The organism is Herbidospora daliensis (assembly GCF_001570585.1).
Taxonomy (GTDB): Bacteria; Actinomycetota; Actinomycetes; order Streptosporangiales; family Streptosporangiaceae; genus Herbidospora; species Herbidospora daliensis.
The window spans coordinates 485395-510537 of record NZ_BBXF01000003.1 but is presented as its reverse complement, the minus strand read 5'-3'; the positions used below and the strand labels follow the sequence as shown (position 1 = coordinate 510537).

The window sequence follows — 25143 nt, the reverse complement described above, 5'->3', positions numbered from 1 at the left end:
CCCGGTCCGGCGGGGGCAGTGGCCGTCTCGTGACGGACGAGGGACTGGTGTTGCTGGCCGCGTGGATCCAGTTCGCGGTGCTGCTGGGCCTGCTGGCCTACTTCCTGCTGCGGACCCGGCCGTGAGGCGGCTCCTGCTCATCGGGCTGCTGCTGCTGGCGGGGTGCGCCTCCCCCGCGTGGAACGACGCCGACTACGGGAAGAAGGCCGGCGCGACGGCCGAGGCCGCCGCCTCCTCGGTGGCGCTGGTGCGGCTGGCGGTCGAGCACGAGGCGCGGCTGACCCGCCCCTACCTGCAGACCCTCCTGACCGAGACCGTCACCGCGCTCGGCAGCGTGGACTCCCAGTTCGGCGCGGTGCAGCCGCCCTCGCCGGAGGCCGCGCGAGTGCGGGCGGAGATCACCGAGCTGACCTCGGAGGCCGCCGAGCAGGTGCAGGTGCTGCTGAACGAGGTGCGGCTCCGGGAGATCGCCGACCCCGAGAAGGCCGCCGCCGACCTGGCGGCGCTGGGCGACCGGTTGCGGGCCTTCGCCGAGAGCCGTCCGTCGTGAAGCGGTTCTTCGCGGTCACCCTCGGCATCCTGACCGCGATCGGCGGGTTCGTCGACATCGGCGACCTGGTCGCCAACGCGCTGGTCGGCTCGCGGTTCGGGCTGTCGCTGGCCTGGGTGGTGGTGGTCGGCGTCGTCGGCATCTGCCTGTTCGCCGAGATGGCCGGGCGGGTGGCGGCCGTGTCCGGCCGGCCCGTCTTCGACCTCGTCCGGGAGCGCCTGGGCCCCCGCGCGGGCCTGCTCAACCTGGCCGCGTCCTTCGGCATCAACCTGCTCACCCTGGCCGCCGAGATCGGCGGCGCGGCCCTGGCGCTGGAGCTCGCCACCGGGATCGACTACCTGCTGTGGGTGCCGGCGGTGGGGCTGGTGGCCTGGCTGGTGATGTGGCGGGTCAGGTTCGAGACGATGGAGCGGGTCTTCGGGCTGGCCGGGCTCGCCCTGATCGTCTTCCTGGTGGCCTTCTTCGCTCTGGGCCCCGACTACGGGGAGCTGGGGCACCAGCTGACCCACAACCCGTCCGACGACGGCGCGGCCACGTACTGGTTCTACGCGGTCGCCCTGCTGGGGGCGGCGATGACGCCCTACGAGGTGTTCTTCTTCTCCTCCGGCGGCGTGGAGGAGCGCTGGACCCGGCGCGACCTGGGCGTCATGCGCGCCAACGTGTTCGTCGGCTTCCCCCTGGGCGGTCTGTTGTCGATCGCCATCGCGGCCTGCGCGGCCACCGTCTTCCTGCCGCGGATGATCGAGGTCGAGACGCTCGGCCAGATGGTGCTGCCCGCCGGGCTCGCCTTCGGCCAGATCGGGCTGGCCCTGGTGATCTTCGGCGTGTTCGCCGCGACGTTCGGCGCGACCCTGGAGACGGCGTTGTCGTCGGGCTACTCGATCAGCCAGTACTTCGGCTGGCAATGGGGCAAGTACGTGCGCCCCCGGGAGGCGGCCCGGTTCCACGCGACGCTGCTGGTCTCGACGATCGTCGCGGTGGCGCTGATCCTGACGACGATCGACCCGATCAAGGTCACCGAGTATTCGCTGGTCTTCTCGGCGGCGGCGCTGCCGCTGACCTACCTGCCGGTCCTGATGATCGCCAACGACCCCGACTACATGGGCGACCGGGTGAACGGCCGCTTCTCCAACTCCCTGGGGACCGTCTACATGATCCTGCTCCTGGTGGTCGCGGTGGCGGCCGTCCCGCTGATGCTGGCGACCAAGGCGGGCCAGTGACCGGCCGCGTGCTGCACGCCCACCTGCACCTGCTCGACCGGCAGGTGGTGGCGGCGGACGGCCGCCTGCTCTGCAAGGTCGACGACCTGGAGATCGAGCCGGGCGAGGTCCCGTACGTGACCGCGATCCTCTCCGGCCCGCTGGCGCTCGGCCCCCGGGTCGGCGGCGTGGCCGGCCGGCTGATGACCGGGATCACCCGCCTGTTCCGGCCGGAGGAGGACCCGGCCCCGCGCCGCATCCCGATGAACCTGGTCGGCGAGATCGGCAGCGCGGTGACGGTCGGCGGCGACGTGCCGGAGGCGGCGCTGGAGCGCTGGGTCAGGGAGCACCTGATCGACCCGCTGCCCGGCAGCGGCGGGGCCGGCCCGGGGCGGCGCGGGCCAGGGCCGGTCCGGCGGCCGGAGGTCCCGGCCCGCGACCGGCTGAGCTCGCTGGTCGGCCGCCGGGTCGTCGACCGCGACGGCGGGCCCGTGGGGCAGGTGGCCGACGTCCAGCTCACCCAGGACGGCCCGCTCCTCGGGGAGACCGCGCAGGCGCTGCGGCTGAGCGGCCTCGTCGTCGTGCCCCGGCACACCGGCCAGCTGTTCGGCTACGAGCGCGGGCCCGGCGGCAGCAGCCCGGCGCTGGTCAGAGTGGTGATCCGCCGCCTGCACCGGGGCAGCCGGTTCGTCTCGTGGGACCAGGTCGGCGACCCCGGCGACCCGATCGGGCTGACCGTGCCGCGCGCGGACCTGCTGCCGCTGGCCGAGCTCCTCACCCGAGGTGACGCGAGCGCATCCGGATGACGACGGCCGCCGCGCCGGCGACCGCGCCGAGGGCGGCGACCAGGAGGTGGTGGCGGCTGGCCCACGCCTGCGGGCTGACCGCCGCCGCCCGGTCGTCGAACGCGCCGTGCGCGCCGTAGTCGCGGCCGTGCGGGCCGTCGGCGGGCGCCCACAGGTTGACGGGCTGGCGGCGGGACCTCGGCCGGTCGGTCTGCTGGGAGTCGAAGCCGGTCCTGGCCAGGTAGCGGTCGAGCAGCCCCGGCGCGACCGCGTTGGCGATCAGGGTCGCGACGGTGCTCGCGCCGACCCAGTACTCGCGGCGCTCCGGATGGTCGGCGGCGTGCAGCACGGCCCGCGCGGCGACCTCGGGCTGGTAGATCGGCGGCACCGGCTGCGCCTGGCGGGGCAGCCGCGACAACACCCACGAGAACTGCGGCGTGTTGACGGCGGGCAGCTGGACCATGGTCACGTGGACGCCGCTGTGGGCGTGCAGCAGCTCGCAGCGCAGCGCCTCGTTGAAGCCCTGGATCGCGTGCTTGGCCCCGCAGTAGGCGCTCTGCAGCGGGATGCCCCGGTAGGCCAGCGCCGATCCGACCTGGACGACGGTCCCCCGGTCGCGCGGCCGCATCCGGTTCAGCGCGGCCATCGTGCCGTGGACGTAGCCCAGGTAGGTCACCTCGGTGACGCGGCGGTACTCGTCCGGCCGGATGTCCTCGAACGGCGCGAAGACCGAGGTGAAGGCGACGTTGACCCACACGTTGATCGGGCCGAGCTCGGCCTCGGCGCGGGCGGCGGCGGCGTCCACCTGCGCGAAGTCCGACACGTCGACCGGGATCTCCAGTGGGGTGCCGCCGCCGCGCCGCACCTCCCCGGCGGCCGCCCCCAGGCCCGTGACGCCCCGCGCGAGCAGGGCCACCTTCGCCCGGCGCGCGCCGAACGCCTCGGCGACCGCGCGGCCGACGCCGCCGCTCGCGCCGGTGACGACCACGACCTGCTCCGCCGGTTTCATCGCCCCTCCTGACGCAGCCCGACGGCGAGCAGCTGAGCCAGGTGCACGCCCTCCCGGCCGCCGCTGTCGAGCTGGTGGATCTGGGTCCGGCAGCTGAACCCGTCGGCGAGCACGGCGGTCTCCCGCCCGGCCGCGCGCAGGCGGGGCAGCAGCACCCGTTCGGCGCACGCCTCGCTGACCTCCAGGTGGCCGCGTTCGAAGCCGAAGTTCCCGGCCAGCCCGCAGCAGCCCGAGTCGAGGCGCTCCGCCCGTACACCCGCGGCTCGCAGCAGGTCCTCGTCGGCGTCGAAGCCGAGCACGGCGTGCTGGTGGCAGTGGACCTGGGCCAGCGCCTCGACGCCCAGGCGCGGCGGGCGGTAGCCGGGGCTGTGCCGGGTGAGCAGCTCGGCGAGGGTGACCGTCTGGTTCCGCAGCCGCCGCACGTCCTGGTCGGCCGGGAACAGCTCCTCGGCGTCACCGCGGAACACCGCCGTGCAGCTGGGTTCCAGCCCGACGACCAGGCCGCCGTCGCGCACGTGCTCGGCGAGCCGCCGCACGGTCCGGCCGAGCACCCGTTTGGCGGTGTCGACCTGGCCGGTGGAGATCCAGGTCAGCCCGCAGCACACCGGGCCGGGCGGCAGCGCGACCCGCCAGCCCGCCTCCTCCAGGACCGCGACGGCGGCCCGGCCGATCTCCGGGTGGAACCGGTTGGTGAAGGTGTCGGGCCACAGCAGCACGGTCCCGCGGGCGCCGGTCCCTTTCGCGTCCCTGCGGCTGAACCAGTGCTGGAGGCTCTCGCCGGCGAACGCCGGGAGCTCCCGGTCGGCGAGCCCCGCGAGCACCCTGGCCAGGCCCCGCACCCGGTTCGCCACCGGCCCGAGCCGGAGCCCGCCGACGATCCCGGCGATCACCGGCAGCCAGCCCAGCGCCAGGTCGGACCGGGGCCGCCGCCACTGGCGGCCCGCGTAGTGGTGGGACAGGAACTCCGCCTTGTACGTCGCCATGTCGACGTTGGCCGGGCAGTCGGTCTTGCAGCCCTTGCACGCCAGGCAGAGGTCGAGGGCGTCCTTGACCTCCGGCGAGCGCCAGCCCCCGTGGACGGTCTCGTCGCCGTGCCCGTTGAGCATCTCGAACAACAACCGGGCGCGGCCCCGGGTGGAGTGCTCCTCCTCGCCGGTGACCTGGTACGACGGGCACATGACCTGGCCGCCCTCGGTGGTGTGCTGACGGCAGCGGCCGACCCCGACGCAGCGGTTGACCGCCTGGCCGAACGAGCCGCCGTCGTGCGGATAGGCGAACCGCAGGTTCCGCGGCTCGGCCGGGGCCCAGTGCGGGCCGAGCCGCAGATGGTCGTCGAGCGGGTCGGGCGCAACGACCTTGCCGGGGTTCATGCGGTCGTCGGGGTCGAAGATCGCCTTGAGCCGCCCGAACGCGGCGACGATCTCGGAGCCGAACATCCGGGGCAGCAGCTCGCCCCGGCTCTGGCCGTCGCCGTGCTCGCCGGAGAACGACCCGCCCAGGCCGGCGACGAGGTCGGCGGCCCGCTCCATGAACCGGCGGTAGGCGGCGACGCCGTCGGCGGTGTAGAGGTCGAAGGGGATGCGGGTGTGCACGCAGCCCTGCCCGAAGTGGCCGTAGAGGGCGGGGCCGGTGTCGCTCTCGCTCTCGTAGCCGAACTCGCGGTAGAGGTCGCGCAGGCGGCGCAGGTACTCGCCGAGCCGGTCGGGCGGCACGGCCGAGTCCTCCCAGCCCTCGAACGTGTCGGGCCGGGCGGCGACGTGCGCGGTCGCGCCCAGGCCCGCCTCCCTGACGTGCCACAGCTCGTCCTCGCGGGCGGGGTCGCCGAGGAACTGGACGTCGGCGCGGTGCCCGTCGTCGAGCAGGGCCTGCGCGCGCGACCGGGCCTCCTCGGCGGTCTCGGCGCCGAACTGCACCATCAGGAAGGCCCGGCCCTCCGGCAGCTCGCCCAGCGCGTCGGGGTTGAGGTGCTTGATCTGCTCGTCGCGGACCAGCTTGTGGTCGACGCCCTCCAGCGCGATCGGCTCGTGCGGCAGGATCGCGGGCACCGCGTCGGCGGCCGCGGCGATGTCGGGGTAGCCGAGCACGACCAGGGCGCGTTCGGGCAGCACCGGCACCAGTTCCAGTTCCGCACGCAGAACGGTGACCAGGGTCGACTCGCTGCCGACGAGCAGCCCTGCGACGTCGAAGCCGTGCTCGGGCAGCAGGGAGTCGAGGTTGTAGCCGGACACCCGGCGCGGGATGTCGGGGTAGCGCCGCCGGATCTCGCCGGCGTAGGCGTCGCGCAGGGCGCGCAGCTGCCGGTAGACCGCCGCCCGGGGGTCGCCGCGGCGTTCGACGGCGGCGTACTGCTCGTCGGTGGTCTCGCCGCACCAGAAGCGGGTGCCGTCGTAGAGGAGCACCTCCAGGCGGGCGACGTTGTCGACGACCTTGCCGGTGCGCTGCGCGGTCGCGCCGCACGAGTTGTTGCCGATCATGCCGCCGAGGGTGCAGTTCATGTGGGTGGCGGGCTCGGGGCCGAACCGCAGGCCGTGGCCTTCGAGGCGACGGTTCAGTTCGTCCAGGACGATGCCCGGCTGGACGACGCAGGTGCGGCCGTCCACGTCGACCGATTCGAGCGTGGTGCAGTACTTCGACCAGTCGATCACCACGGCGGTGTTGGCGCCCTGCCCGGCCAGGCTCGTGCCGCCGCCGCGCGACACCACGGGCGCGCCGAAGTCGCGGGCGACGGCGACCGCCTCGGCCCCGGCGTCCGGGGTGCGGGGCACCACCACGCCGATGGGCACCTGGCGGAAGTTGGAGGCGTCGGTGGAGTAGGCGGCGCGGCTGCCCGCGTCGAACCTGACCTCGCCGTCGACCCGGTCGCGCAGGGCCGCCTCCAGGGCGGGCGGGGCGTCGATGATCGTCATGGCTCTCCTCCGGGTTCGACCGCGTAGCGCCGGGCGGCGTCCTCCCGGACGGACATGCCGTGGCCGGCGACCGAGACCGGCGGGGTGACGACGCCGTCGGCGGGTGCCAGGCACCCGTCGAAGAGCAGGTTCTCGACACGCTCGTGGTCGGCGAACCATTCGAGGTGCCGCAGGTTCGGGGTCGCGGCGCCGGCGTGCGCCGAGAGGGAGTTGGCGCAGTGGGCCGACACGTCGCGGTTGGCGGCGGCGGCCAGCGCGGCGGCGCGGGCGAACTCGGTGTAGCCGCCGCAGCGGGTCACGTCGATCTGCAGGCAGTCGACGACCTCGGTCATGCGGGCGAAGTAGGGCAGGTCGTAGCCGTACTCCCCGGCCGCGACGTCGGCCCGGCTGACCGCGCGCACCCGCGCGAGGCCCGGGAGGTCGTCGCTGGAGACGGGCTCCTCGAACCAGGTCACGTCCCAGTCGGCGAGCCGGGCGGCGACGCGGCGGGCCTCGCCGACGGTGTAGGCGCCGTTGGCGTCCACGTACACCTCCGCGCCCGCGCCGACGGCGGCGCGGGTGAGCGCCACCCGGTCGAGGTCGGCGCCGATCTTGATCTTCAGCCGGGGGGTGCGGCGCACCGACGCGCGGGCCCAGTCGCGCAGGCCGTCCTCGCTCATCGAGGTGAAGCCGCCGCTGGCGTACACGGGCACCGACGCGCGCACCCGGCCGAGCAGGCGGCACAGCGGCAGCCCGCACGTGCGCGCCGCCGCGTCCCACAGGGCGATGTCCACCGCCGAGATCGCGCACGACACCAGCCCCGGCCGCCCCAGGTTCCGCACGGCGTGCCGCATGGCCGCCCAGCGGGCCGGCACGTCGAGCACCGGTTCCCCGGTCACCGCCCCGGCCAGCACGCCCTCGACCAGCGGCACGCACGCCGCGTCGGCGTAGGTCCAGCCGAGCCCGGTCACCCCGGACGCCTCGACGTGGACCACGACGACGGTGGTGGCGTCCCAGCCGAGGGTGCCGTCGGTCTCCGGCTCCTGCGTCGGCACCCGGCAGGCCCGCGCGGCGACCCGGTCGATCAGTCGTGCGGCCACCGGAGGAACTCCTGTGCCTTGGTCTTCACCCCTTGGGCCATCAGGTGGAAGGCGCTGGGGTCGCCCTTGACGACGGCCTCGCTCACCGACTTGACCTGGTCGAAGGTCGCGTGCGGCGGGATCGGCGGCACCTCCGGGTCGCAGTGCACGTCGAGCACGGTCGGCACGCCCGCCGCGAACGCGCGATCCCAGGCCCGCCCAAGCGTCTCGGGCTCGGCCACCGTGACGCCCTCCAGGCCGAGGGAGCGGGCGAACCCGGCGTAGTCGACGTCGGGCAGGCTCTGCGACGCCTCGAACTTCGGGGCGCCGCCCATGGCCCGCAGCTCCCAGGTGACCTGGTTGAGGTCGTTGTTGTGGAAGACGCAGACGACCAGGCGCGGGTCGCTCCACAGGTGGTGGTAGCGGGCGATGGTGATCAGTTCGGCCAGGCCGTTCATCTGCATCGCCCCGTCGCCCACCAGGGCGACCACCGGCCGGCCCGGATGGGCGAACTTCGCGCCGATGGCGTAGGGCACGCCGGGGCCCATCGTGGCCAGCGTGCCGGAGAGCGAACCCCGCATGCCCTCGCGCATGCGCAGGTTGCGGGCGTACCAGTTGGTGGACGAGCCCGAGTCGGCCGTCACGATCGCGTCGCCGGGGATGCGCCGGGACAACTCCGAGACGATCAGCATCGGGTTGACCGGCTTGGCGCTCACCTCGGCCTCGCGCTCCATGACGTCCCACCAGCGGGCGACGTTGCGCTCGATGGTCTCGCGCCACTCGCTGCCGACCTTGGGCCGCACCATCGGGAGCAGCGCGCCGAGCGTGGCGGCGGCGTCGCCGATCAGGTTGACCTCGGTGGGGTAGCGCATGCCGATGAACCGGCCGTCGACGTCGATCTGCACGGCCCTGGCCTGCCCGAACTCGGGGAGGAACTGGGTGTACGGAAAGTTGGAGCCCACGATCAGCAGGGTGTCGCAGTCGCGCATCATCTCGTAGCTGGGCCGGGTGCCGAGCAGCCCGATCGAGCCCGTCACGTAGGGGAGGTCGTCGGGCAGCACGTCCTTGCCGAGCAGCGCCTTGGCCACCCCCGCCCCGGTGAGGTCGGCGAGCCGCCGCACCTCCTCGGCCGCGCCCCGGGCCCCCTGCCCGACCAGGACGGCGAGCCTCTCCCCCGCGTTGAGCACCTCGGCGGCCCGCTCGAGGTCGGCCTCGGCGGCCACCGACCGCGCCCACACCGTGCCGGGCGGGCTGGAGGGCACCATCTTGAAGGCGTGCTCGGGCGGGGCGTACTCCTCCTCCTGGAGGTCCGACGGGATGATCACCGCCGTCGGCGCGCGGGACGCCTCGGCGGTCCTGATCGCCCGGTCGAGCGCGTTCGGCAGCTGCTCGGCCACGTTGACCTCGACGAGGTACTCCGAGGCGACGTCCTTGAACAACGCCTGGAGGTCGACCTCCTGCTGGTAGCTGCCGCCCATGGCACTCCGGGCGGTCTGGCCGACGATCGCCACCACCGGCACGTGGTCGAGCTTGGCGTCGTAGAGGCCGTTCAGCAGGTGGATCGCCCCCGGGCCCGAGGTGGCCATGCACACCCCGAACCGGCCGCTGAACTTGGCGTAGCCGACGGCCGCGAAGGCGGACATCTCCTCGTGCCGGCTCTGCACGAACCGGGGCACGTCGTCGGCCCGGCCCAGGGCCGCGAGGATGCCGTTGATCCCGTCGCCCGGATAGGCGAAGACCTGCTGTACGCCCCATTCCTGCAGGCGTCGTACCACGTAGTCACCGACGGTCTGCGTCATGAGCCCGGCCGTACCCATCCGATTTGTCATCACACACACCTTTTGTCGGATTTGGGCTAGACGAGCACGTGGCCCCCGTCCACGGTCAGCACGGTCCCGCTGGCGAACGGCTCGGTCATCAGGAACAGGTACGCCCGCGCCACGTCCTCGACCTCGCCCACCCGGCCCACCGGGATCACGGCCCCGGCCTCGGCGTACATGCGCTCGCGGGCCTCCTCCCCCATCCCGGCCCACAGGGGCGAGCGCACGAACCCGGGGGCCACCGCGTTGACCCTGATCGGCGCGAGCTCGACGGCCAGCGCCCGGGTCAGCGACTCCATCGCCCCGCAGATGCTCGCCGCCACCGACCACCCCGGCCCCGGCCGGTCCTTGGCGGTCCCGGTCGTCAGCGTGATCGACCCGTTCCCGGCCAGATGGGGCAGCGCGGCCCGCACCGCGCCCAGGACCCCGAAGTAGCGGACGGCGAAGAAGTCGCGGGCCGCGTCGAGGTCGAGGCCGCCGACCGGCATCAATGCCAGCGGCTCCCCGGCGGTGTAGACGAGATGGTCGATCGGGCCCGCCCCTGCGAGGACCGCGCCCACCGCCGCCGGGTCGGTGAGATCGGCGACCCGTCCCGCCGCCCCTTCCGGCAGCCGCGCGAGCGCGTGGTCGACGCTCGCCCGGCGGCGGGAGGCGACCGTCACCACGGCCCCCTGCCGCGCCGCCGCCTGGGCCGTGGCCAGCCCGATTCCCGAGGTGCCGCCGAGCACGACGACCCGTTTCCCCTGAAGATCCATTTTTTCCGCTCCTGTACGAAGGCTCCGCCGACCCCTCCACGATGGCTGCGCCGGAAGGTCTGCGTCCAAGACCTCGTTTGTGCTCTGCAATACCCTGAGGGCATCACGAGCGGGAGGAGGCGCTGGTGGACGTCGACCTGCGGAAGCTGCGCTACTTCGTCGCGGTGGCCGAGCGGCTCCACTTCGGCCGCGCCGCCGAGGCCCTGCACATCGCCCAGCCGGTGTTGTCGCGCCAGATCCGGGCGCTGGAGGAGGAGCTGCGGGCCCAGCTGTTCGTCCGCAGCAAACGCGCGACCGAGCTGACCCCAGCCGGCGAGCAGCTGCTGGCCGACGCCCGCCCGCTGCTCGCCTCGGCCGAGGGCCTGCGCCGCCGCGTCGCCCGCGCGGCCCGGGGCGGCGGCGTGTTCACGGTCGGGTTCATGCCCGGCCTGATCGTCACCCCGGCGGTGCGGGCGTTCGGCGAGCGCCACCCCGAGCTCACGGTGGAGGTGGTGCGCACGACCTGGGACGACCAGACCGCCACCATCCACGACGGCCGGGTCGACGTCGGCTACGTCCGCCTGCCGATCGACCGGCGCGGCCTGCGCGTCGTGCCGTTGTGGAGCGAGCCGCGCGTCGCCGTGCTGCCCGCCGGCCACGCCCTGGCGGGCAAGGACGCCGTGGGCGTCGCCGACCTGGCCGGCGAGCGGCTGCTGCAGAACCCCGACGCCGTCCCCGAGTGGCGCGACGTCACCTCGCGGCGCGACCCCGAGGTGCGGTTCCGCGCCGTGGAGGAGAAGCTCGAACACGTCGCCGCCGGTCACGGCGTCGTCATCCTGCCGCTGTCGGCGGCGCTCTTCTACACCCGGCCCGACGTCGGGTACGTCCCGGTGACCGACCTCGCGCCGAACCAGGTGTGCCTGGCCTGGAGCTCCGGCCGCCGCAGCCCGCTGATCGCCGACTTCGCGGCCGCGGCCCGGGAAATGTCGGTGGCCGTCGATAGTTTCTGATCAACCCCCCGAACACGGAAGGTTGGTCATGTACCGACAGGGTGACATCCTGATCATGCCGGTCCCCGAGGCGTCGGTGCCTCCCGGTCTCGTCTCCGAACCGCGTGACCACAAGGGCCGCATCGTGCTGGCCCTGGGCGAGGCCACCGGCCACGCCCACGCGCTCCACGGCCCCGGCACCCTCTACCCCGGCTACCTCCACCTGCCCGAGGGCGGCCGGCTGGTCCACGAGGAGCACGCCACGATCCCGCTGCCCAAGGGCTGGTTCCGGATCATCCGTCAGCGTGAATACGTGCCGGGTTCGTTCCGGGTGGTGGCCGACTGATGAGCATCGAGACCACCATGACCTGGGCCGACGTCGCCTTCACGACCGGCCCCGGCGACCGGGCCGAGGCCGAGGCGGGCGTCCGCGAAGCCTACGCCGCCGCCGGCCTGGCCGCGCCCTCGGTGATCCTGTGGGCCGGGTCGCCGGTCGTCGCCGCCGCGGCCGCCGCCATCCACCACGGCGGCGAGGCCGCCGTCGACGCGCTGAACAAGGCCGGCCTCGGCTCGCTGATCCTGTCGGCCGCCCCGTTGCTGGCCCAGCCGCTCGGTCACTCTGTACGTGAAGAGGTGCGCACCCAGCCCTGGGAGTGGGCCCGCGCCGACATGCTGCGCGAGACCGGCGGGGCCGGCTGGGCCCGGGTGTGGGAGTCGACCGGCGCGCTGCTCTGGCCGAGGGTGAACACGGTCGTCCAGGAGATCCGCCGCGGCCTGTCGGTGCTCGGCGGCGAGGAGGCCGGCGACCTGCTGCGCCAGGCCGCCCTCGACGCCGTGCTCGGCCAGCACGACGCCGCCTGGTTGTCGGCCTTCGCCGACGCCCCCGGCCTGGCCGGGCTGACCCGGGTGTCCCGCCACGCGGGCTGGTGGTTCCCCTACGCCGAGGTGGCCATCGTCTGCGAACGCCCCGCCGAGCTCCACCTCGACGAGGCGGGCCGCCTCCACCGCTCCGACGGCCCCGCGCTGGTCTTCCCCGACGGCTTCGCACTGGAGGCCTGGCACGGCATGCCGGTGCCCGAGGGCTTCGTCGCGTCGATGGCGAACCTGACCCCCGAGCGCATCCGCAACGAGGAGAACGCCGAGCTGCGCCGGGTCATGCTGGAACACTTCGGCTTCGACCGCTACCTGTCCGAGTCGGGCGCGACCCCGCTCCACCGCGACGAGACGGGCATCCTGTGGCGCATCGCCCTGCCGAACGACGAAGACGTGGTGACGGTCGAGGTGGTCAACTCGACCGCCGAACCCGACGGCACCTTCCGCACCTACTTCCTGCGAGTGCCGCCGTGGGTCCAGCGAGCCCGCCAGGGCGTGGCATGGACGTTCGGGGTGAACGAGGAGAACTACTTCCCCGAAAAGGAGACCTGACCCCGAACCGAGCCGCCGGGCTTATCAGGGCTCAGGCTGGCAGCGGACATCACCGAAGTGAAGGCCGTCCCCTGGCCGGGCGTATCCCCGCTCAGGTCGGCGCACCGGGCATGACCAAGGTGAAGGCGGCCCCCTGGCCGGGTGCGGTCCGCAGGTCGAGGCGGCCTCCGTGGGCCTCCGCGAGGGAGCGGGCGATGGCCAGGCCGAGGCCCGCGCCGCCGGGTCCCGACCTGCTGCGGGAGGCGTCGGCGCGGGAGAAGCGGTCGAAGACCAGGGCGGCCTCCTCCGGGGTGAGGCCCGGGCCGTGGTCCTCGATCACCAGCACGGCCTCACCGTCCCTGGTTCCGACCCCGATGCGCACCGGAGTGCCGTCGGGGGTGTGCTCGACCACGTTCCCGACCAGGTTCGTCACGACCTGGCGCAGCCGGGCCTCGTCGCCGACCACCGGAGCCGAGCCGGGCGCCCCGCCGTCGGGCCCGGTCAGCTCGACGGGTCGTCCGGGCGCGAGGGCGCGCAGGTCGAGGCGGGCGTCGGCGGCCAGGGTGCGCAGGTCCATCGGGGCCAGGTCGAGCGGCAGCGCGTCGCCGCCCTCGTCGAGGCGGGCCAGCAGCAACAGGTCCTCGACGAGCCGGGCCAGCCGCCCGGCCTCGCTCTCGATCCTGGCCATCGCCGGGGCGACCTCGGGCAGCCCGCCCATGCGGTAGAGCTCGGAGAAGCCCTTGATGCCGACGAGCGGCGTGCGCAGCTCATGCCCGACGTCGGCGACGAACCGCCGCAACCGCGCCTCCGACTCGGTCCTGGCGGCGAACGCCCGCTCGATCTGGCCCAGCATGCCGTTGAGCGCATCCGAGAGCCGCCCGACCTCGGTGTCGGGCGCCGCGTCGGGCACCCTCCGGCCGAGCTCCCCGGCGGCGATGGCCGCAGCGGTCTCCTCGATGTCCCGCAGCGGCCGCAGCCCGGCCCTGATGGCGAACCACCCGGCCAGCGTGAGCAGCGCCAGCAGCGCGATCCCGGTGACGAGGTAGATGGCCCGCACCCGCCCGACGGTGGCCTGCACGGCGTCCAACGACGCCGCCACGACGACGGAGGTCCCGGCCCCCTGACGCGGCACCACCAGCACCCGCCAATCGGCCCCACCCGCGGAATCCCGCGCCTCAAAGGGCTGACCCCAACCTGCCCGCTCAGTAACCGCGCCCGCCTCGCGGTCGGTCGGATCAGAGACCGTCGGCTCAGAGACCGTCGGCTTAGGGGCTGCCGACTTGCGGGCGGTCGACTCGGGGTCGTCGGAGCTGCGCTCGCCGTCAGCGCGAACCGTCGGTCCGAGTCCGCCTGGTCTGGGGGCATCGTTCAGGTCGGCCGGTAGTTGCGGGCCGCCTGGGCCGGGTGGGAGGTGGACCTCTGAGAGGGGCTTGCCGTCGGGGCCCAGTTCCGCGATGTACAGGCGGTTGATCAGGTCCAGGTTGGTGCTCAGGGCGTTGCCGGCCGCGCGATCGGCCGGGGTGCGGGAGGTGAGGGCGGGTGGGATGACGGCGATGATGCCGCCGAAGACGCGGAGTTGGGTGTCGACCCGGTCGACCAGGCCCGATCGGAGCAGGCCGACGACGATGGAGCCGCTCAGGAGGAGGCCCGCCGCGAGCAGGGCGCAGGTGATCAGGAGGAGGCGGCCGCGCAGGGAGGTCATCGGGGCTCGCGCAGGACGTAGCCGACGCCGTGGACGGTGTGGATGAGGCGGGGGCCGCCGGTCTCCAGTTTGCGGCGCAGGTAGCTGACGTAGGTGTCGACGATGCTGGTGTCGCCGGCGAAGTCGTACTGCCAGACGTCCTCGATGATCGAGGTCTTGGACACCACCCGGCCCGCGTGCTCGGCCAGGTAGCTGAGCAGGCGGAACTCGGTGGGCGACAGCCTGACCGTCACCCCGGCGCGGCGCACGTGGCAGCCCTCGACGTCGACCTCCAGGTCGCCGACGACCACGGCGTGGGCGTGCGGGACGCCGGTGCGGCGCAGGATCGCGCGGATGCGGGCCAGCAGTTCCGGCAGGTCGAACGGCTTGGTGACGTAGTCGTCGCCGCCGAGGGTGAGGCCGGTGACCTTGTCGGCCGGGGAGTCGCGGGCGGTCAGGAACAGCACCGGGACCGGCGGGCGGGCCAGCTCGCGCAGGCGGCGGACGACCTGGAAGCCGTCCAGGTCGGGCAGCATCACGTCGAGCAGGATCAGGTCGGGCCGGGAGAGCCGGACCGCCTCCACCGCCTCGGTGCCCGTGGCGGCCGAGGCGACCTCGAACCCGGCGAAGCGCAGGGTCGCCGACAGCAGTTCCCGTACGGTCGGTTCGTCGTCGACGACCAGCAGCCGCTCCATCACGCCCCTTTCGTCCCCCACATCATGCGTCCCGCCGCCGGAACACCGCGTAGGCGGCGGCCAGCAGGATCACGGCCCACGCGCAGGTCACGGCGATTCCGGCCGCCGGTCCCGGCAGGTCGGGGTCGGCGTCGAGGCTGAGCAGCCGCAGCCCGGCGGTGATCGGCCAGTAGCTCAGGATCAGCCGGGCCAGCCACTCGGGGTAGAGCGAGGCCATCGCCGGCACGAACACCCCGGCCACGATGGTGATGACCAGCGCCCCGGCGGTGCTGCGCACCAGGCAGCCGGCGGCCAGGCCGATCAGCGCGAGCAGGGCCAGCAGCAGGCCCGGCCCGGCCAGCACCCGGAGCATGCCGGGCTCGGTCAGCGCGTTCAGGGGCACCTGCCGGGAGGCCAGCACGGCCCGGTTGACGAAGACCACGAGGAGCCCGGTCACCGTCCCGGCCGCGAGCGTCAGCGCGGCGCAGACGATCGCCTTGGCGGCCAGCACCCGCCCCCGGCGGGGCACCGTGGTGAGGGTCGGCGTCATCGTCCCGGTGAGGTGTTCGACGGTGAAGGCGCGCAGGCCGAAGTAGCCGACGGCGATCTGCACGAAGATCAACGGCCGGAAGTCGGGCGCGGGCCGGTAGGCGGCCTGCTCGGCGGCGGTCAGCCGGGCGTGTTCCGCGGCGGCGGCGTAGCCGAACAGCACCGCGAACAGGGCGCCGAGCGCGACGATCGCGGCGAGGGTGAACCACGTCGACCGGGTGGTGCGGGTCTTGGCCCATTCGGAGCGGATCGCGTCGATCATCGGGTCAGCTCCATGAACGCCTCTTCCAGCGACGCGCGGCGGGGCGTCAGTTCGTACAGGACCACACCCTCGGCGGCGGCGAGCTCGCCGATGCGCCGCGGCTCCAGCCCCCGCACCACGAGGTCGTCGCCGTCGGGCTCGACCCCCGACGCGCCGTGGGTGACCAGGACCCGGGCGAACCGGCGGGCCTCCGGGGTGCGGACCAGCACCCCTTCGGGCCGGGCGAGCGCCTCGACGGTGGTGTCGGCGATCAGCCGCCCGCGCGCCACCACGATCAGCCGGTCGGCGGTCATCGCGGTCTCGGCCATCAGGTGGCTGGAGACCAGGACGGTGCGCCCTTCGGCCGCCAGGCCGCGCAGCAGGGTGCGGATCCAGACGATGCCCTCGGGGTCGAGGCCGTTGGCGGGTTCGTCCAGGATCAGCACGCCGGGGTCGCCGAGCAGCGCGGCGGCCAGCCCGAGGCGCTGCTTCATGCCGAGCGAGAAGCCGCCCGCGTGCCGGTGCGCCGCCGCCGTCAGCCCGACCAGGTCGAGCACCTCGTCGACCCGCCGCCGCCCGATCCGGTTGCCGACCGCGAGGCAGTACAGGTGGTCGCGGGCCGACCGGCGCGGGTGCAGCGCCCCCGCGTCCAGCAGCGCCCCGACCGCCCGCATCGGCTCGGGCAGGTCGGCGAGCCGCGCGCCGAGGACGCGGGCCCGCCCCGCGCTGGGGGCGGCGAGGCCGAGGATCAGCCGCATCGTGGTGGTCTTGCCGGCCCCGTTGGGCCCGAGGAACCCGGTCACCGCGCCGGGTTTCACGTCGAACGTCAGGTCGTCGACGGCGACGACGTCGCCGTGGCGTTTGCTCAGCCGGGTCACTTCGATCATGCGGCCGAGCCTGCGCCCCCCGGCTCAGGGCTTCCTGGACGGTTCTGTGAGAGCCCTGTGAGGGATTCGTTCCAGGACGCCCCCGGCGAAGACGTCGTACAGGCCGGTGGGTTCGAGGTGGACGTAGCCGATGTGGCAGTCGCACTCCAGCTTCGGGCAGGCCCGCGGACCGAGCCGGTTCCGGAACGTGCCGTCATAGAGATTTCCCAGGACCGTCGGGATGAAGTGGCAGCGCCGGACGGTCCCCTCTCCGTCCACGGAGATCACCGTGTCGCCGGTCCGGCACGCCTGGCCCGCGCTGAGATGCGGGAAGCGGCTGTAGTGGAACAGCGGGTCGATCTCCTGCCAGTCGGCCGCCTCCTCGTCGGTGTAGGCGCGGCCCTCCTCGGCGTTGATCCACAGGTAGGTGCCGGCCGGGAGGTCCTTCCTGAGCCGCCGGGCGTGCTCCAGGTGGGCCGGGTCTCCCACGACGCCGACGCTGTGCCGGACCGGCAGGCCCGTGACCTTGGCCAGGAACCGGTCGTAGGTCACCTGGGTCGGGTGGTAGGTCACCCAGAGCGCCAGCTTCTCGGGGTCGGCCCGGTCGAGCCAGCCGGTCCGGGAGCTGAGGTTGGTCTGGACGGCCACGCGGCGGATGTTGGCCTGGTGGCTGAGCCCGACCATCGCCTCCCGGTACCACGACCTGACCAGGCCCTCCCCCCACGGCGTGAACAGCACGCTCAGCTCGTGGTCCTGCTCGGCGGTCCAGGCGGTGAAGCGGAGCAGGGCCGCCCGGTCGGCGCGCAGCTGCTCGGGGGTGTCGCGCCGCTTGGCGAACGGGCAGTAGGCGCAGTCGTAGTCGCAGCTGGCCAGCGGCCCGCGGTAGAGGATCGTCAGGTGCGTCATCGGGCGTCGTTGCCCGCCATCAGGGCGCGGACCTCGGCGGAGAACAGGGCCGGCCCGACCGCGTCGGAGTGGGCCAGGCCGTCGTCGGTCAGCCGCAGCACGTCGCCGTCGCGCACCAGCCATCCGGCCGGCACCGCCGTGACGTCGGGGTCGCCGCCGAACCGGCTCCGGTAGAGGCCCAGGTCGAGGCCGTCCTTCTGGAGCAGGCTCTGGACGGTGTGGCGTCGCCGCCGTTCCGCGTCGCTCAGGGTGAAGCCGATCAGGGCCTCGGTGAAGTCGTCGCGGCGCACGTAGTCGTCGATGATCGACCGGACGTGGCGGGCGCCGACCGCGTACTCGTGGGAGTAGTGCAGGGTGCTCGTGTACGACCGGGCCCCGCACCCCACGCTCGCCATGCCGTCGGTCTGGCAGCAGTAGTCGGTGGAGGTCCCGGTGCCGGGCAGCCGGAACATGCGCATCGACACCTGCTCGTAGCCCCGGCCGAGCAGCAGGTCGCGGCCCTCCCGGTAGAGCTCCATACGCTGGTCGTCCCAGTCGCGGCCGATCTTGCCGAGGCCGGTGAGGGGGCGTACGTAGAGGGGGTAGAGGTAGAGCTCCTCGGGGGCCCAGCGCAGCGCGGTCTCCAGGGAGTGCCGCCACGACGCCGGGGTCTGGCCGTCGATGCCGTAGATGAGGTCGATGTTGAGGATCGGGAAGCCGGTCGCCCTGATCGCGTCGAGGGCCGCGTCCACCTCGGCCCGCTTCTGCGGGCGCACCGCCGCGCGGGCCTCGTCGTCGACGAAGCTCTGCACCCCGATGGAGATCCGGGTCGCGCCGCGTTCCTTCAGCACGGCCAGCCGGTCGGGGGTCGCGGTCGCCGGGGAGGTCTCCACCGAGAGCGGGATCTCTCCCCAGGGGGTGATCTTGGCGGTGACGTCGAACAACCGGGTGAGCTCGGCCGGGCTCAGGTAGGTGGGCGTGCCGCCGCCGATCGCCGCCGTGGTGAACGCCGGGTCGAGGGCGTCGGCCAGGGCCAGCGTCTCGCGTTCGAGCGCGTCGAGGTAGGCCGCCACCAGTTCTTCGGGGGCGCCCGTCCGGGTGAACAGGTTGCAGAAGCCGCAGCGCATCTCGCAGAACGGGATGTGGGCGTAGAACGACCCGGCCCGCTCGCCCCGCCACACGTCGGTCAGCGCCGGGCGCGGGTCGAGCGGCCGATAGGCCGTCTTGTGGGGGTACGCGTAGACGTAACTCTCATACGGACTGATCATCGGAGCTCCGGTTGAGGACGAATTCGGCGTAGGGGACGGTCCAGACGACGTCGTGCGCGAGCCGGTGGCCGACGTGGCCGTCCTCGCCGTAGGCGGTGCCGTGGTCGGAGCAGACGATCACGAAGCACGGCCGGCGGCGGGTCATCAGGGCGAACAACCGGGCGACGTGCCGGTCGACGTACTCCAGCGCGGCCGCGTGCGACTCGATCGAGTCGTCGGCCGCGCCGGGCAGGTGGAACCGGTTGGGCTGGTGCAGCGCCGAGACGTTCAGGAAAAGAAAAACCGGTTCCTGGACGCCGGCGAGCACCTCCTCGGCGCGGTCGAGCTGCCGTTCGAAGGAGTCGGGGGCGGTCACCCCGAACCCGGGCTCCCAGTGGCTCTCCTGGAACAGGCCGGGCAGCACCGAGCCCAGCGGGCTCAGCCGGTTGAAGAAGCCCACCCCGCCGACGCAGACGGTCCGGTATCCGGCCTTGGCCAGCCCGGCGGGCAGGTCCGGCGCGTCGAACACCCAGGTCTCCGGGGCGGTGGTCGCGCTGCCCGGGAACGCCGCCGCGAACGGCCGGGTGTGCGGGCCGGGGGTGACCGGCGTCGGCAGGAACCCGGCGAACATCGCGGCGTGCGAGGCGTAGGTGAAGCTGCCGGGGCTGTGCCGCCTCTCCCAGGTCAGGAACTTGGCGAAGCCCGGCGTGCGCCCCTCGGCCATGAGCCGTTCGGCGACGTCGTACCGCAGCGTGTCGAGGGTGAGCAGCAGGATGTCGTGGCTGCCCACGACCGTGTTCATGTCGAGCACGATCGCCACCCCGCCGCGACGGCCCGCGCCTGGCACTCGTAGGTCGTCAGGCCGCTGCCGTCGAGCGCGCCCAGGCCGGGCAGCAGGTCGCCGAAGGCGTTGACCTCGGCGACCGCCATCGACCGCCAGTCGGCGCCGATCATCAGGTCGACGCCGGTCGTCAGGCTGCCGGGGAAGCACGCGGCGGTGCGGGCGCAGACGTCCATCGCCTCGTCCCACCGGCCGGCGCCCAGCCGGGCCCGGATCTCCCCCAGGTCGCCCCGTTTGCCGCCCAGGTGCAGGTTGGTCATCGGCACCCGGCTCACCCGCGCCACCGCATGGGTCGGCCGCCCGGCCACCGTCACCACCCGCAGGTCGAAGCAGCCGCCCGCCACCGACGCCTTCGGGAACCAGCGCTCGACGTGGAGCCCGTCGGGGGCCAGCGCGTCGACGATCCGGGCGACGGTCGATTCGTCGGTGTACGTCCGGACCGCCAGCGAGTTCCGCAGGTCCTCGGTGGCCGAGGTGACGGCGCGCAGACGGGTGCCGGAGGTCTCGAAGGCGATCACCCCCGACGCCGAACTGCCGTGGGCGGGCTTCACGAACACCCTGGGCCACGACCGCGCCCGCATCTGGTCGCGCAGCTCGCCGTAGGACCGCACGGTCGTGCCGCCGGGCACCGGCAGGCCCGCCCCGGCCAGCAGGGCGTGGCAGCGGCGCTTGTCGAACATGGCGGCGATCTCGCCCACGTCCGCCAGCAGTTCGCCGCCCGCTCCGGCCACCCGTCCGAGTCCGTCCACGAACCGGGTGTACCAGGTCGCCCCTCCCCCGACGCGGGTGGGGTCGCCCGCACCGCGCAGCAGGGCGTCGGCCTCGGCCGACTCGCCGGGCGAGTCGACCCGGACCAGACCGGAGAACGCGAGCGGGACGCCGGTCAGGACGTCCGTCCACGGGACCACGGTGACCTCGCCCAGGCCGTGCGCGCGGGCCGCCGCGCCGAACAGGTCGGTGCGGCGGTCTCCCGGAGTCCCGACGACGATCACTCGCCCACCGACGTGTAGAGCCAGCCCTCGTCCTCGTCGGGGTCGAGCTGACTGTCGAGGTCGAGGTCGACCGTGGGCAGGGCGGCGCGCAGGCGGGCCGACATGGCGTCACTCAGGTAGTGGTGGTGCAGGTCGAGCCGCCGCAGATGGGTGAGCGGCTGCCCGCTGAGCAGCGCCTCGGCGCCCTCGTCGGTGAGCGTGCCCATCGACAGGGCCAGGCCGTGGAGCCGGGCCACGATCGGGGCGGTCGCGACGGCGGCGGCGACGTCGTTCTGGCGGTCGCTGTCCTGCAGGCCCAGGTGCTTCAGGGCGGGCAGCCGGTCGCCGGTCAGGATCGGGGCGACGTCCTCGACGGTGTAGTCGCCGCCGTATTCGTCGACGCCGAGCCAGAGCTCCAGGTGCTCCAGGGCCGGGAACTCACACGCTGCCACGCCGCGCACGACGTCGTCGCCGAGCCCGCCGCTCTCGAGCCGGAGCATGCGCAGCCGCTCGTGGCGGACCGGGGAGAGGTGCAGGCCCATGCTGCCCCGGGTCTCCAGGCGTTCCAGGGCGGGGAACGCGGTCAGCAGCGGGGTGACGTCGGTCTGGTTGATCCACGACATCTCCTGCGCCTCCGAGGGGATCGCCCCGAAGAACAGCGCCCGCAGCGCCGGCAGCCGGTGGGCCGCGGCGACGAGCTCCCGGACGAGGCCGGGGGCGCTGGTGTCCCAGCCGCCGATCACGAGGGCGCGCACCCGGGCGAGGTCGACGACGTCGAAGAACCCGGCGAGGCTCTCGTCCTGGACGAACCAGGCCACCTCGCCCGGCGGGTGGTCGGCCGTGCCGAAGAAGTTGACGGTCGGAAGGCCGGCGTAGCTGCCGTAGTAGACGTCGGTCTCGTCGGGGTGCCGGGGCAGGTCGAGGGAGATCGTCACTCGTCCACCGCCACGTAGAACCATCCTTCGTCGTCGTACTGGCGGTCGCCGAGGTCGACGCCCACCACGAACAGCGCCTTCTCGACGCGCTTGATCATCTGGTCGCTGAGGTAGTGGTGGTGCAGGTCGAGTTGGTCGAGGTGGGTCAGCGGCTGGCCGCTGAGCAGGGCCTCCGCGCCCTCGTCGGTCAGCACGCCCATCGACAGGGCGAGGTTCTCCAGCTGGGCCACGACCGGCGCGGCCGCGACGGCGGCGGCGATCTCGTCCTGGCGGTCGCTGTCCTGCAGGCCCAGGTGCTTGAGGGCGGGCAGCCGGTCGCCCCTCAGGATCGGCGCGAGGTCGTCGACGGTGTAGTCGCCGCCGTACTGCTCGACGCCGAGCCAGAGCTCCAGGTGCTCCAGCGCGGGCAGGTCGCAGGCGGCGAGTCCCCGGATGAACGCGCCGCTCAGACCGCCGGTCTCCACGCGGAGCATGCGCAGCTTCTCGTGCCGGACCGGGCTGAGGGCCAGGCCGTCACCGCCCCGGATCTCCAGGCGCTCCAGATCGGGGAACGCGGTCAGCAGCGCGGTGACGTCGCTCTGCTTGATCCAGGAGATCTCGCACGCCTCGCTCGACACCGCCCCCAGGAACAGGGCCCGGAGGGCGGGCAGCCGGTGCGCGTTGGCGGCCAGCTTCGCCACGATGGGCGCCGAGCTCGTCTGGTAGAGGTCGGCCCAGTAGCCGAGCACCAGGGCGGGCACCGTCTCGGTGTCGACGCGGTCGAAGAAGGCGTCCATCTGCTCGAGGATGTCCTCCTCCATGACCGCCAGGTGCCAGGCCCCGCTGCCGCCCGGCGGTTGTTCGGGCGCGTCGGCGGTGAAGCCGACAATCGGCAGGTTGGCGTAGCGGTCGAAGTACCGCTCGTTTTTGAGCCGCGGCGGCAGGCTGAGGGAGATCACTCGGACACCGCCACGTAGAAGCGGTCGTCGCGGGGCGCGTGGCGGTCGTGCAGCTTCACGTCGACCCCCGGCAGCGCCTTCTCGACGCGCTCGGCCATCGCCTCGCTGAGGAAGTTGTGGTGCAGGTCGAGGAGCCTCAGGTGGCTGAGCGGCTGGCCGTCGAGCAGCGCCTCGGCCCCCACGTCGGTCAGCATGCCCATCGAGAGGTCGAGTTCGTCGAGCCGGGCCACGACGGGCGCGGAGGCAACGGCGGCGGCGATCTCGTCCTGGATCTCGCTGTCCTGCAGCCCCAGGTGCTTCAGGGCGGGCAGCCGGTCGCCGGCCAGGATCGGGGCCAGGTCGACGACCGAGGTGTTCCCGCCGTAGCGCTCGACCCCTAACCAGAGCTCCAGGTGCTCCAGCGCGGGCAGGTCGCAGGCGGCGACCGACCGGACGAACGAGCTCTGCAGGCCGCCGCACTCCACCCGGAGCACCCGCAGGCTCTCGTGCCGGAGCGGGGTCAGCGCCAGCCCGTCGCTCCCCCGCAGGTCGAGGCGCTCCAGGCCGGGGAAGGCGGTCAGCAGCGGCGTGAGGTCGCTGAGCTGGATCCAGGAGATCTCGCACAACTCCGGGTCGACGTGGCCCAGGGACAGGCCGCGCAGGCCGGGGAGCAGGTGGGCGTTGGCGGCCAGCTTCTCGACGATGGCCTGCGAGCTCTCCTCGTACATCTCCGGCCACTCGGCGATGCCGATGGACGACACCTTCCCGGTGCCGGCGTCGGCGAAGAAGGAGTCGAGCCCGTCGAGGACGTCGCCGTCCTCGTCGAGGATCCCCACGCCCAGGTCAACGTGGGTCACTCGGCCACCGACACGTAGATCCAGTCGTCGCGCTCCTTGCGCTCCGCCAGGTCGAGTTCGGCGTCGCCGACGAACACGCGCAGGCGCTCGGCCAGCGGGTCGGTGATGTAGTTGTGGCGCAGGTCGAGCACCTTCAGGTGGCTCAGCGGCTGCCCGCTGAGCAGCGCCTCGGCGCCCTCGTCGCCCAGCGTCCCCATGGCCAGCGACAACACGTCGAGACGGGCCACGATCGGGGCCGCGGCGACGGCGGCGGCGATCTCGTCCTGGTGGTCGCTGTCCTGCAGCCCCAGGTGCTTCAGCGCGGGCAGCCGGTCGCCGGCCAGGATCGGGGCCAGGTCGGCGACCGTGGAGTCGCCGCCGTAGTTGTCGATGCCGAGCCACAGGTCGAGGTGCTCCAGCGCGGGCAGGTCGGACGCGGCGACCGCGCGCACCACCTCGGCGGGCAGCCCGCCGGTCTCGAACCGCAACACGCGCAGGTTCTCGTGCCGGACGGGAGACAGGGCCAGGCCGCTGCCGCCCCGCACCTCCAGCCGCTCCAGCTGCGGGAAGGCGGTCAGCAGCGCGGTCACGTCGGACTGCTGGATCCAGGAGATCTCCGCCTCCTCCGACTGGATCGCGCCCAGGAAGATCGCCCGCAGCGCCGGGAACCGCTTGGCGTTCTCGGCCAGCAGGCTGACGATCACGGAGGAGTCGGTGTCGTACGCCTGCTCCCAGCACCCGATGACCAGCGCCCGCACCTCTTCGGTCGCGACCTGGTCGAGGAACACCTGGAGGGTCCCGGCGAACGCGCCCTCCTCGGCGTCGTAGGCGTCGGGCTCGGCGATCCGCCACGCCACCGTGCCGGCGGCCGGCAGCTGCTCGTCGTCGTCGTCCGGCGGGAAGACGTGGACGTCCAGACCGGCGTAGGTCTCGTCGTAGAGATCCCACGGGTTGGGGTGAATGTTCTCCGGGAGGATTGTCAGCATGGGCCCTGTTCCTATCAGAACGCGGCGACAAATCATTGATCTCGCCCACATTTCGTGATCGAGGCCGCCCCACAGCACCGCCGTGGTCGGCCAGGACCCATCGAGTGCGAAGCCAGTCGCCTGGGCGCCCTCCACCCGCACCTCGGCCGAGGCCGAGGTGATCCTGCTCCGAGACACGGCCGGGACTCGGGATGAGACGAAGAAACCTCCTCGGAGGCCGCACAGCAGGTATCGGCGGCCGGTCGCCGACACCGCCGTGGCCGGCCATCGGCCCACATCACGGGCACAGCGGCAAGAGCAGGACCCCGACGACCGTCAGCCTGCCTGACCGGCGGCAGCCGGAAAGCCCGCGAGGAACGTCCGGAGCAGACCACTCAGGACCTTCGGACGTGATGGCGGGCTTGACGACATGTCCGCCGGACGAGGCCAGGCTCGGCTTGAGGCGGCCGAGCGCCGGCGGTCAGCGCCAGACCGCGTTCGTGAGCACCTTGGACAGGCCGGGGGTGCTGAACTTGTCGACGATGAGGATCTTGGACTTCGGCAGCAGCCACTCGCGCTGGACGAAGGTCGCTTTCACCTTGGACGAGTCGTTCGCGACGCACGTGATCCGCCAGGCGCGGTACTGCGCCTTGTGTCCCTTGCCGATCTCGCGATAGCCGGACGTGAGGAGCTTGACGCCGCCGCCGTAGCTCCACTTCGCGTTCAGCGGGCACGGCTGCACGTCGGTGGCAGCGTAGTAGGGCGACTTGCCCGTATAGGGATTGAACAGCTCATTCCCTATGGCGATGCCCTTGGGGCCGAAGATCGAGAATTGGCGGCAGCCGGGCTGATGGAGCTTCTTGCACTTACCGGCGACCACGTAGGTGAAGTCGCCCTTGCCGTGTACCTTCCAGGCGTTCGGCAGGGTGATCGTCAGCCCCTTGCGCAGCTTGAGCACCTGCCCGGCTGACGCCTGTGCCGTGGCGGGCGCCAAGGCGCCCACGGCCGCGACGACGACGGTGAGGGAAATGATCCGCTTAATCATGATTGGTGAGACGCGCCACCGCCGGAAAAGGTTGGA

At 73.2% G+C, this 25143-nt stretch carries 24 protein-coding genes; 6 read left to right on the top strand and 18 right to left on the bottom strand.

All coding sequences use genetic code 11. The features are described from left to right. The first annotated feature begins 121 nt into the window (after nt 1–121). The 3 genes from AW274_RS17595 to AW274_RS39265 are packed head-to-tail and all read left to right on the top strand — an operon-like array spanning nt 122 to nt 2555. Nucleotides 122–550, top strand: coding sequence for a hypothetical protein (locus tag AW274_RS17595; protein WP_062433163.1), 429 nt, complete (start codon nt 122–124; stop codon nt 548–550). Continuing rightward, a complete protein-coding gene (locus AW274_RS17590; protein WP_062433162.1) occupies nt 547–1770 on the top strand; it encodes an NRAMP family divalent metal transporter in 1224 nt (407 codons plus the stop codon). The genes AW274_RS17595 and AW274_RS17590 overlap by 4 nt, the downstream gene beginning before the upstream one ends. After that, a complete protein-coding gene (locus tag AW274_RS39265; protein WP_062433161.1) occupies nt 1767–2555 on the top strand; it encodes a hypothetical protein in 789 nt (262 codons plus the stop codon). Before AW274_RS17590 ends, AW274_RS39265 begins: the two co-directional genes overlap by 4 nt. Here the strand turns inward: AW274_RS39265 and AW274_RS17580 are convergent. From AW274_RS17580 to AW274_RS17565, 5 genes are read right to left on the bottom strand one after another with little or no spacing between them, the layout of a single operon-like run. After that, complete coding sequence (locus AW274_RS17580; RefSeq protein ID WP_063813413.1) at nt 2524–3543, bottom strand: SDR family oxidoreductase; 1020 nt, start codon at nt 3541–3543, stop codon at nt 2524–2526. The two genes, AW274_RS39265 and AW274_RS17580, sit on opposite strands and share 32 nt — an antisense overlap. Further along, nucleotides 3540–6449 carry an FAD-binding and (Fe-S)-binding domain-containing protein gene (locus tag AW274_RS38620; RefSeq protein WP_063813411.1) on the bottom strand — a complete coding sequence of 970 codons (2910 nt, stop codon included), beginning with the start codon at nt 6447–6449 and terminating at the stop codon, nt 3540–3542. The genes AW274_RS17580 and AW274_RS38620 overlap by 4 nt, the downstream gene beginning before the upstream one ends. Beyond that, nucleotides 6446–7528, bottom strand: a complete 1083-nt coding sequence (locus AW274_RS17575) for an enolase C-terminal domain-like protein (RefSeq protein ID WP_062433156.1) — start codon at nt 7526–7528, stop codon at nt 6446–6448. The genes AW274_RS38620 and AW274_RS17575 overlap by 4 nt, the downstream gene beginning before the upstream one ends. Then, complete coding sequence (locus tag AW274_RS17570; protein WP_062434612.1) at nt 7513–9306, bottom strand: thiamine pyrophosphate-requiring protein; 1794 nt, start codon at nt 9304–9306, stop codon at nt 7513–7515. The genes AW274_RS17575 and AW274_RS17570 overlap by 16 nt, the downstream gene beginning before the upstream one ends. A gap of 56 nt (nt 9307–9362) precedes the next feature. Next, the gene (locus tag AW274_RS17565; protein WP_062433153.1) at nt 9363–10082 is read right to left on the bottom strand and encodes an SDR family oxidoreductase; all 720 of its coding nucleotides are present in this window, start codon (nt 10080–10082) and stop codon (nt 9363–9365) included. A 125-nt stretch (nt 10083–10207) separates the two neighbouring features. Between AW274_RS17565 and AW274_RS17560 the strand changes: the two genes are divergently transcribed. Genes AW274_RS17560 through AW274_RS17550 form a run of 3 tightly spaced genes read left to right on the top strand, consistent with a single transcriptional unit; the run spans nt 10208 to nt 12475 of the window. Further along, entirely contained in the window at nt 10208–11071 is an 864-nt protein-coding gene (locus tag AW274_RS17560) for a LysR family transcriptional regulator (RefSeq protein WP_062433150.1), read from the top strand. 28 nt (nt 11072–11099) lie between these two features. Beyond that, nucleotides 11100–11396, top strand: a complete 297-nt coding sequence (locus tag AW274_RS17555) for a DUF8820 family protein (protein WP_062433143.1) — start codon at nt 11100–11102, stop codon at nt 11394–11396. Further along, nucleotides 11396–12475: a DUF6745 domain-containing protein gene (locus AW274_RS17550; RefSeq protein WP_232320161.1), complete on the top strand. Its 1080-nt coding sequence runs from the start codon at nt 11396–11398 to the stop codon at nt 12473–12475. Before AW274_RS17555 ends, AW274_RS17550 begins: the two co-directional genes overlap by 1 nt. Before the next feature lie 91 nt (nt 12476–12566). Here the strand turns inward: AW274_RS17550 and AW274_RS17545 are convergent, their stop codons facing one another. From AW274_RS17545 to AW274_RS17485, 13 genes are all read right to left on the bottom strand, one after another. Continuing rightward, entirely contained in the window at nt 12567–14156 is a 1590-nt protein-coding gene (locus AW274_RS17545; RefSeq protein ID WP_062433140.1) for a sensor histidine kinase, read from the bottom strand. Continuing rightward, complete coding sequence (locus AW274_RS17540; RefSeq protein ID WP_062433138.1) at nt 14153–14830, bottom strand: response regulator transcription factor; 678 nt, start codon at nt 14828–14830, stop codon at nt 14153–14155. Before AW274_RS17540 ends, AW274_RS17545 begins: the two co-directional genes overlap by 4 nt. Before the next feature lie 22 nt (nt 14831–14852). After that, nucleotides 14853–15620, bottom strand: coding sequence for an ABC transporter permease (locus AW274_RS17535; protein ID WP_062433136.1), 768 nt, complete (start codon nt 15618–15620; stop codon nt 14853–14855). Then, nucleotides 15617–16486, bottom strand: coding sequence for an ABC transporter ATP-binding protein (locus AW274_RS17530; protein WP_062433134.1), 870 nt, complete (start codon nt 16484–16486; stop codon nt 15617–15619). Before AW274_RS17530 ends, AW274_RS17535 begins: the two co-directional genes overlap by 4 nt. Nucleotides 16487–16510: 24 nt before the next feature. Then, a complete protein-coding gene (locus AW274_RS17525; RefSeq protein ID WP_062433127.1) occupies nt 16511–17371 on the bottom strand; it encodes an STM4011 family radical SAM protein in 861 nt (286 codons plus the stop codon). Further along, nucleotides 17368–18618, bottom strand: coding sequence for an STM4012 family radical SAM protein (locus tag AW274_RS17520; protein WP_062433124.1), 1251 nt, complete (start codon nt 18616–18618; stop codon nt 17368–17370). Before AW274_RS17520 ends, AW274_RS17525 begins: the two co-directional genes overlap by 4 nt. Then, a complete protein-coding gene (locus AW274_RS17515) occupies nt 18602–19399 on the bottom strand; it encodes an STM4013/SEN3800 family hydrolase (RefSeq protein WP_062434603.1) in 798 nt (265 codons plus the stop codon). Before AW274_RS17515 ends, AW274_RS17520 begins: the two co-directional genes overlap by 17 nt. Beyond that, nucleotides 19396–20430 carry an STM4014 family protein gene (locus tag AW274_RS17510; protein WP_083974405.1) on the bottom strand — a complete coding sequence of 345 codons (1035 nt, stop codon included), beginning with the start codon at nt 20428–20430 and terminating at the stop codon, nt 19396–19398. The genes AW274_RS17515 and AW274_RS17510 overlap by 4 nt, the downstream gene beginning before the upstream one ends. After that, nucleotides 20427–21344: an STM4015 family protein gene (locus AW274_RS17505; protein ID WP_063813409.1), complete on the bottom strand. Its 918-nt coding sequence runs from the start codon at nt 21342–21344 to the stop codon at nt 20427–20429. Before AW274_RS17505 ends, AW274_RS17510 begins: the two co-directional genes overlap by 4 nt. Further along, nucleotides 21341–22282 carry an STM4015 family protein gene (locus AW274_RS17500; protein ID WP_083974403.1) on the bottom strand — a complete coding sequence of 314 codons (942 nt, stop codon included), beginning with the start codon at nt 22280–22282 and terminating at the stop codon, nt 21341–21343. Before AW274_RS17500 ends, AW274_RS17505 begins: the two co-directional genes overlap by 4 nt. Then, nucleotides 22279–23118, bottom strand: coding sequence for an STM4015 family protein (locus AW274_RS17495; RefSeq protein WP_062433118.1), 840 nt, complete (start codon nt 23116–23118; stop codon nt 22279–22281). Before AW274_RS17495 ends, AW274_RS17500 begins: the two co-directional genes overlap by 4 nt. After that, entirely contained in the window at nt 23115–24083 is a 969-nt protein-coding gene (locus AW274_RS17490) for an STM4015 family protein (protein WP_062433115.1), read from the bottom strand. The genes AW274_RS17495 and AW274_RS17490 overlap by 4 nt, the downstream gene beginning before the upstream one ends. A gap of 460 nt (nt 24084–24543) precedes the next feature. After that, nucleotides 24544–25107, bottom strand: a complete 564-nt coding sequence (locus AW274_RS17485; RefSeq protein WP_062433112.1) for a hypothetical protein — start codon at nt 25105–25107, stop codon at nt 24544–24546. Nucleotides 25108–25143: the final 36 nt, after the last annotated feature.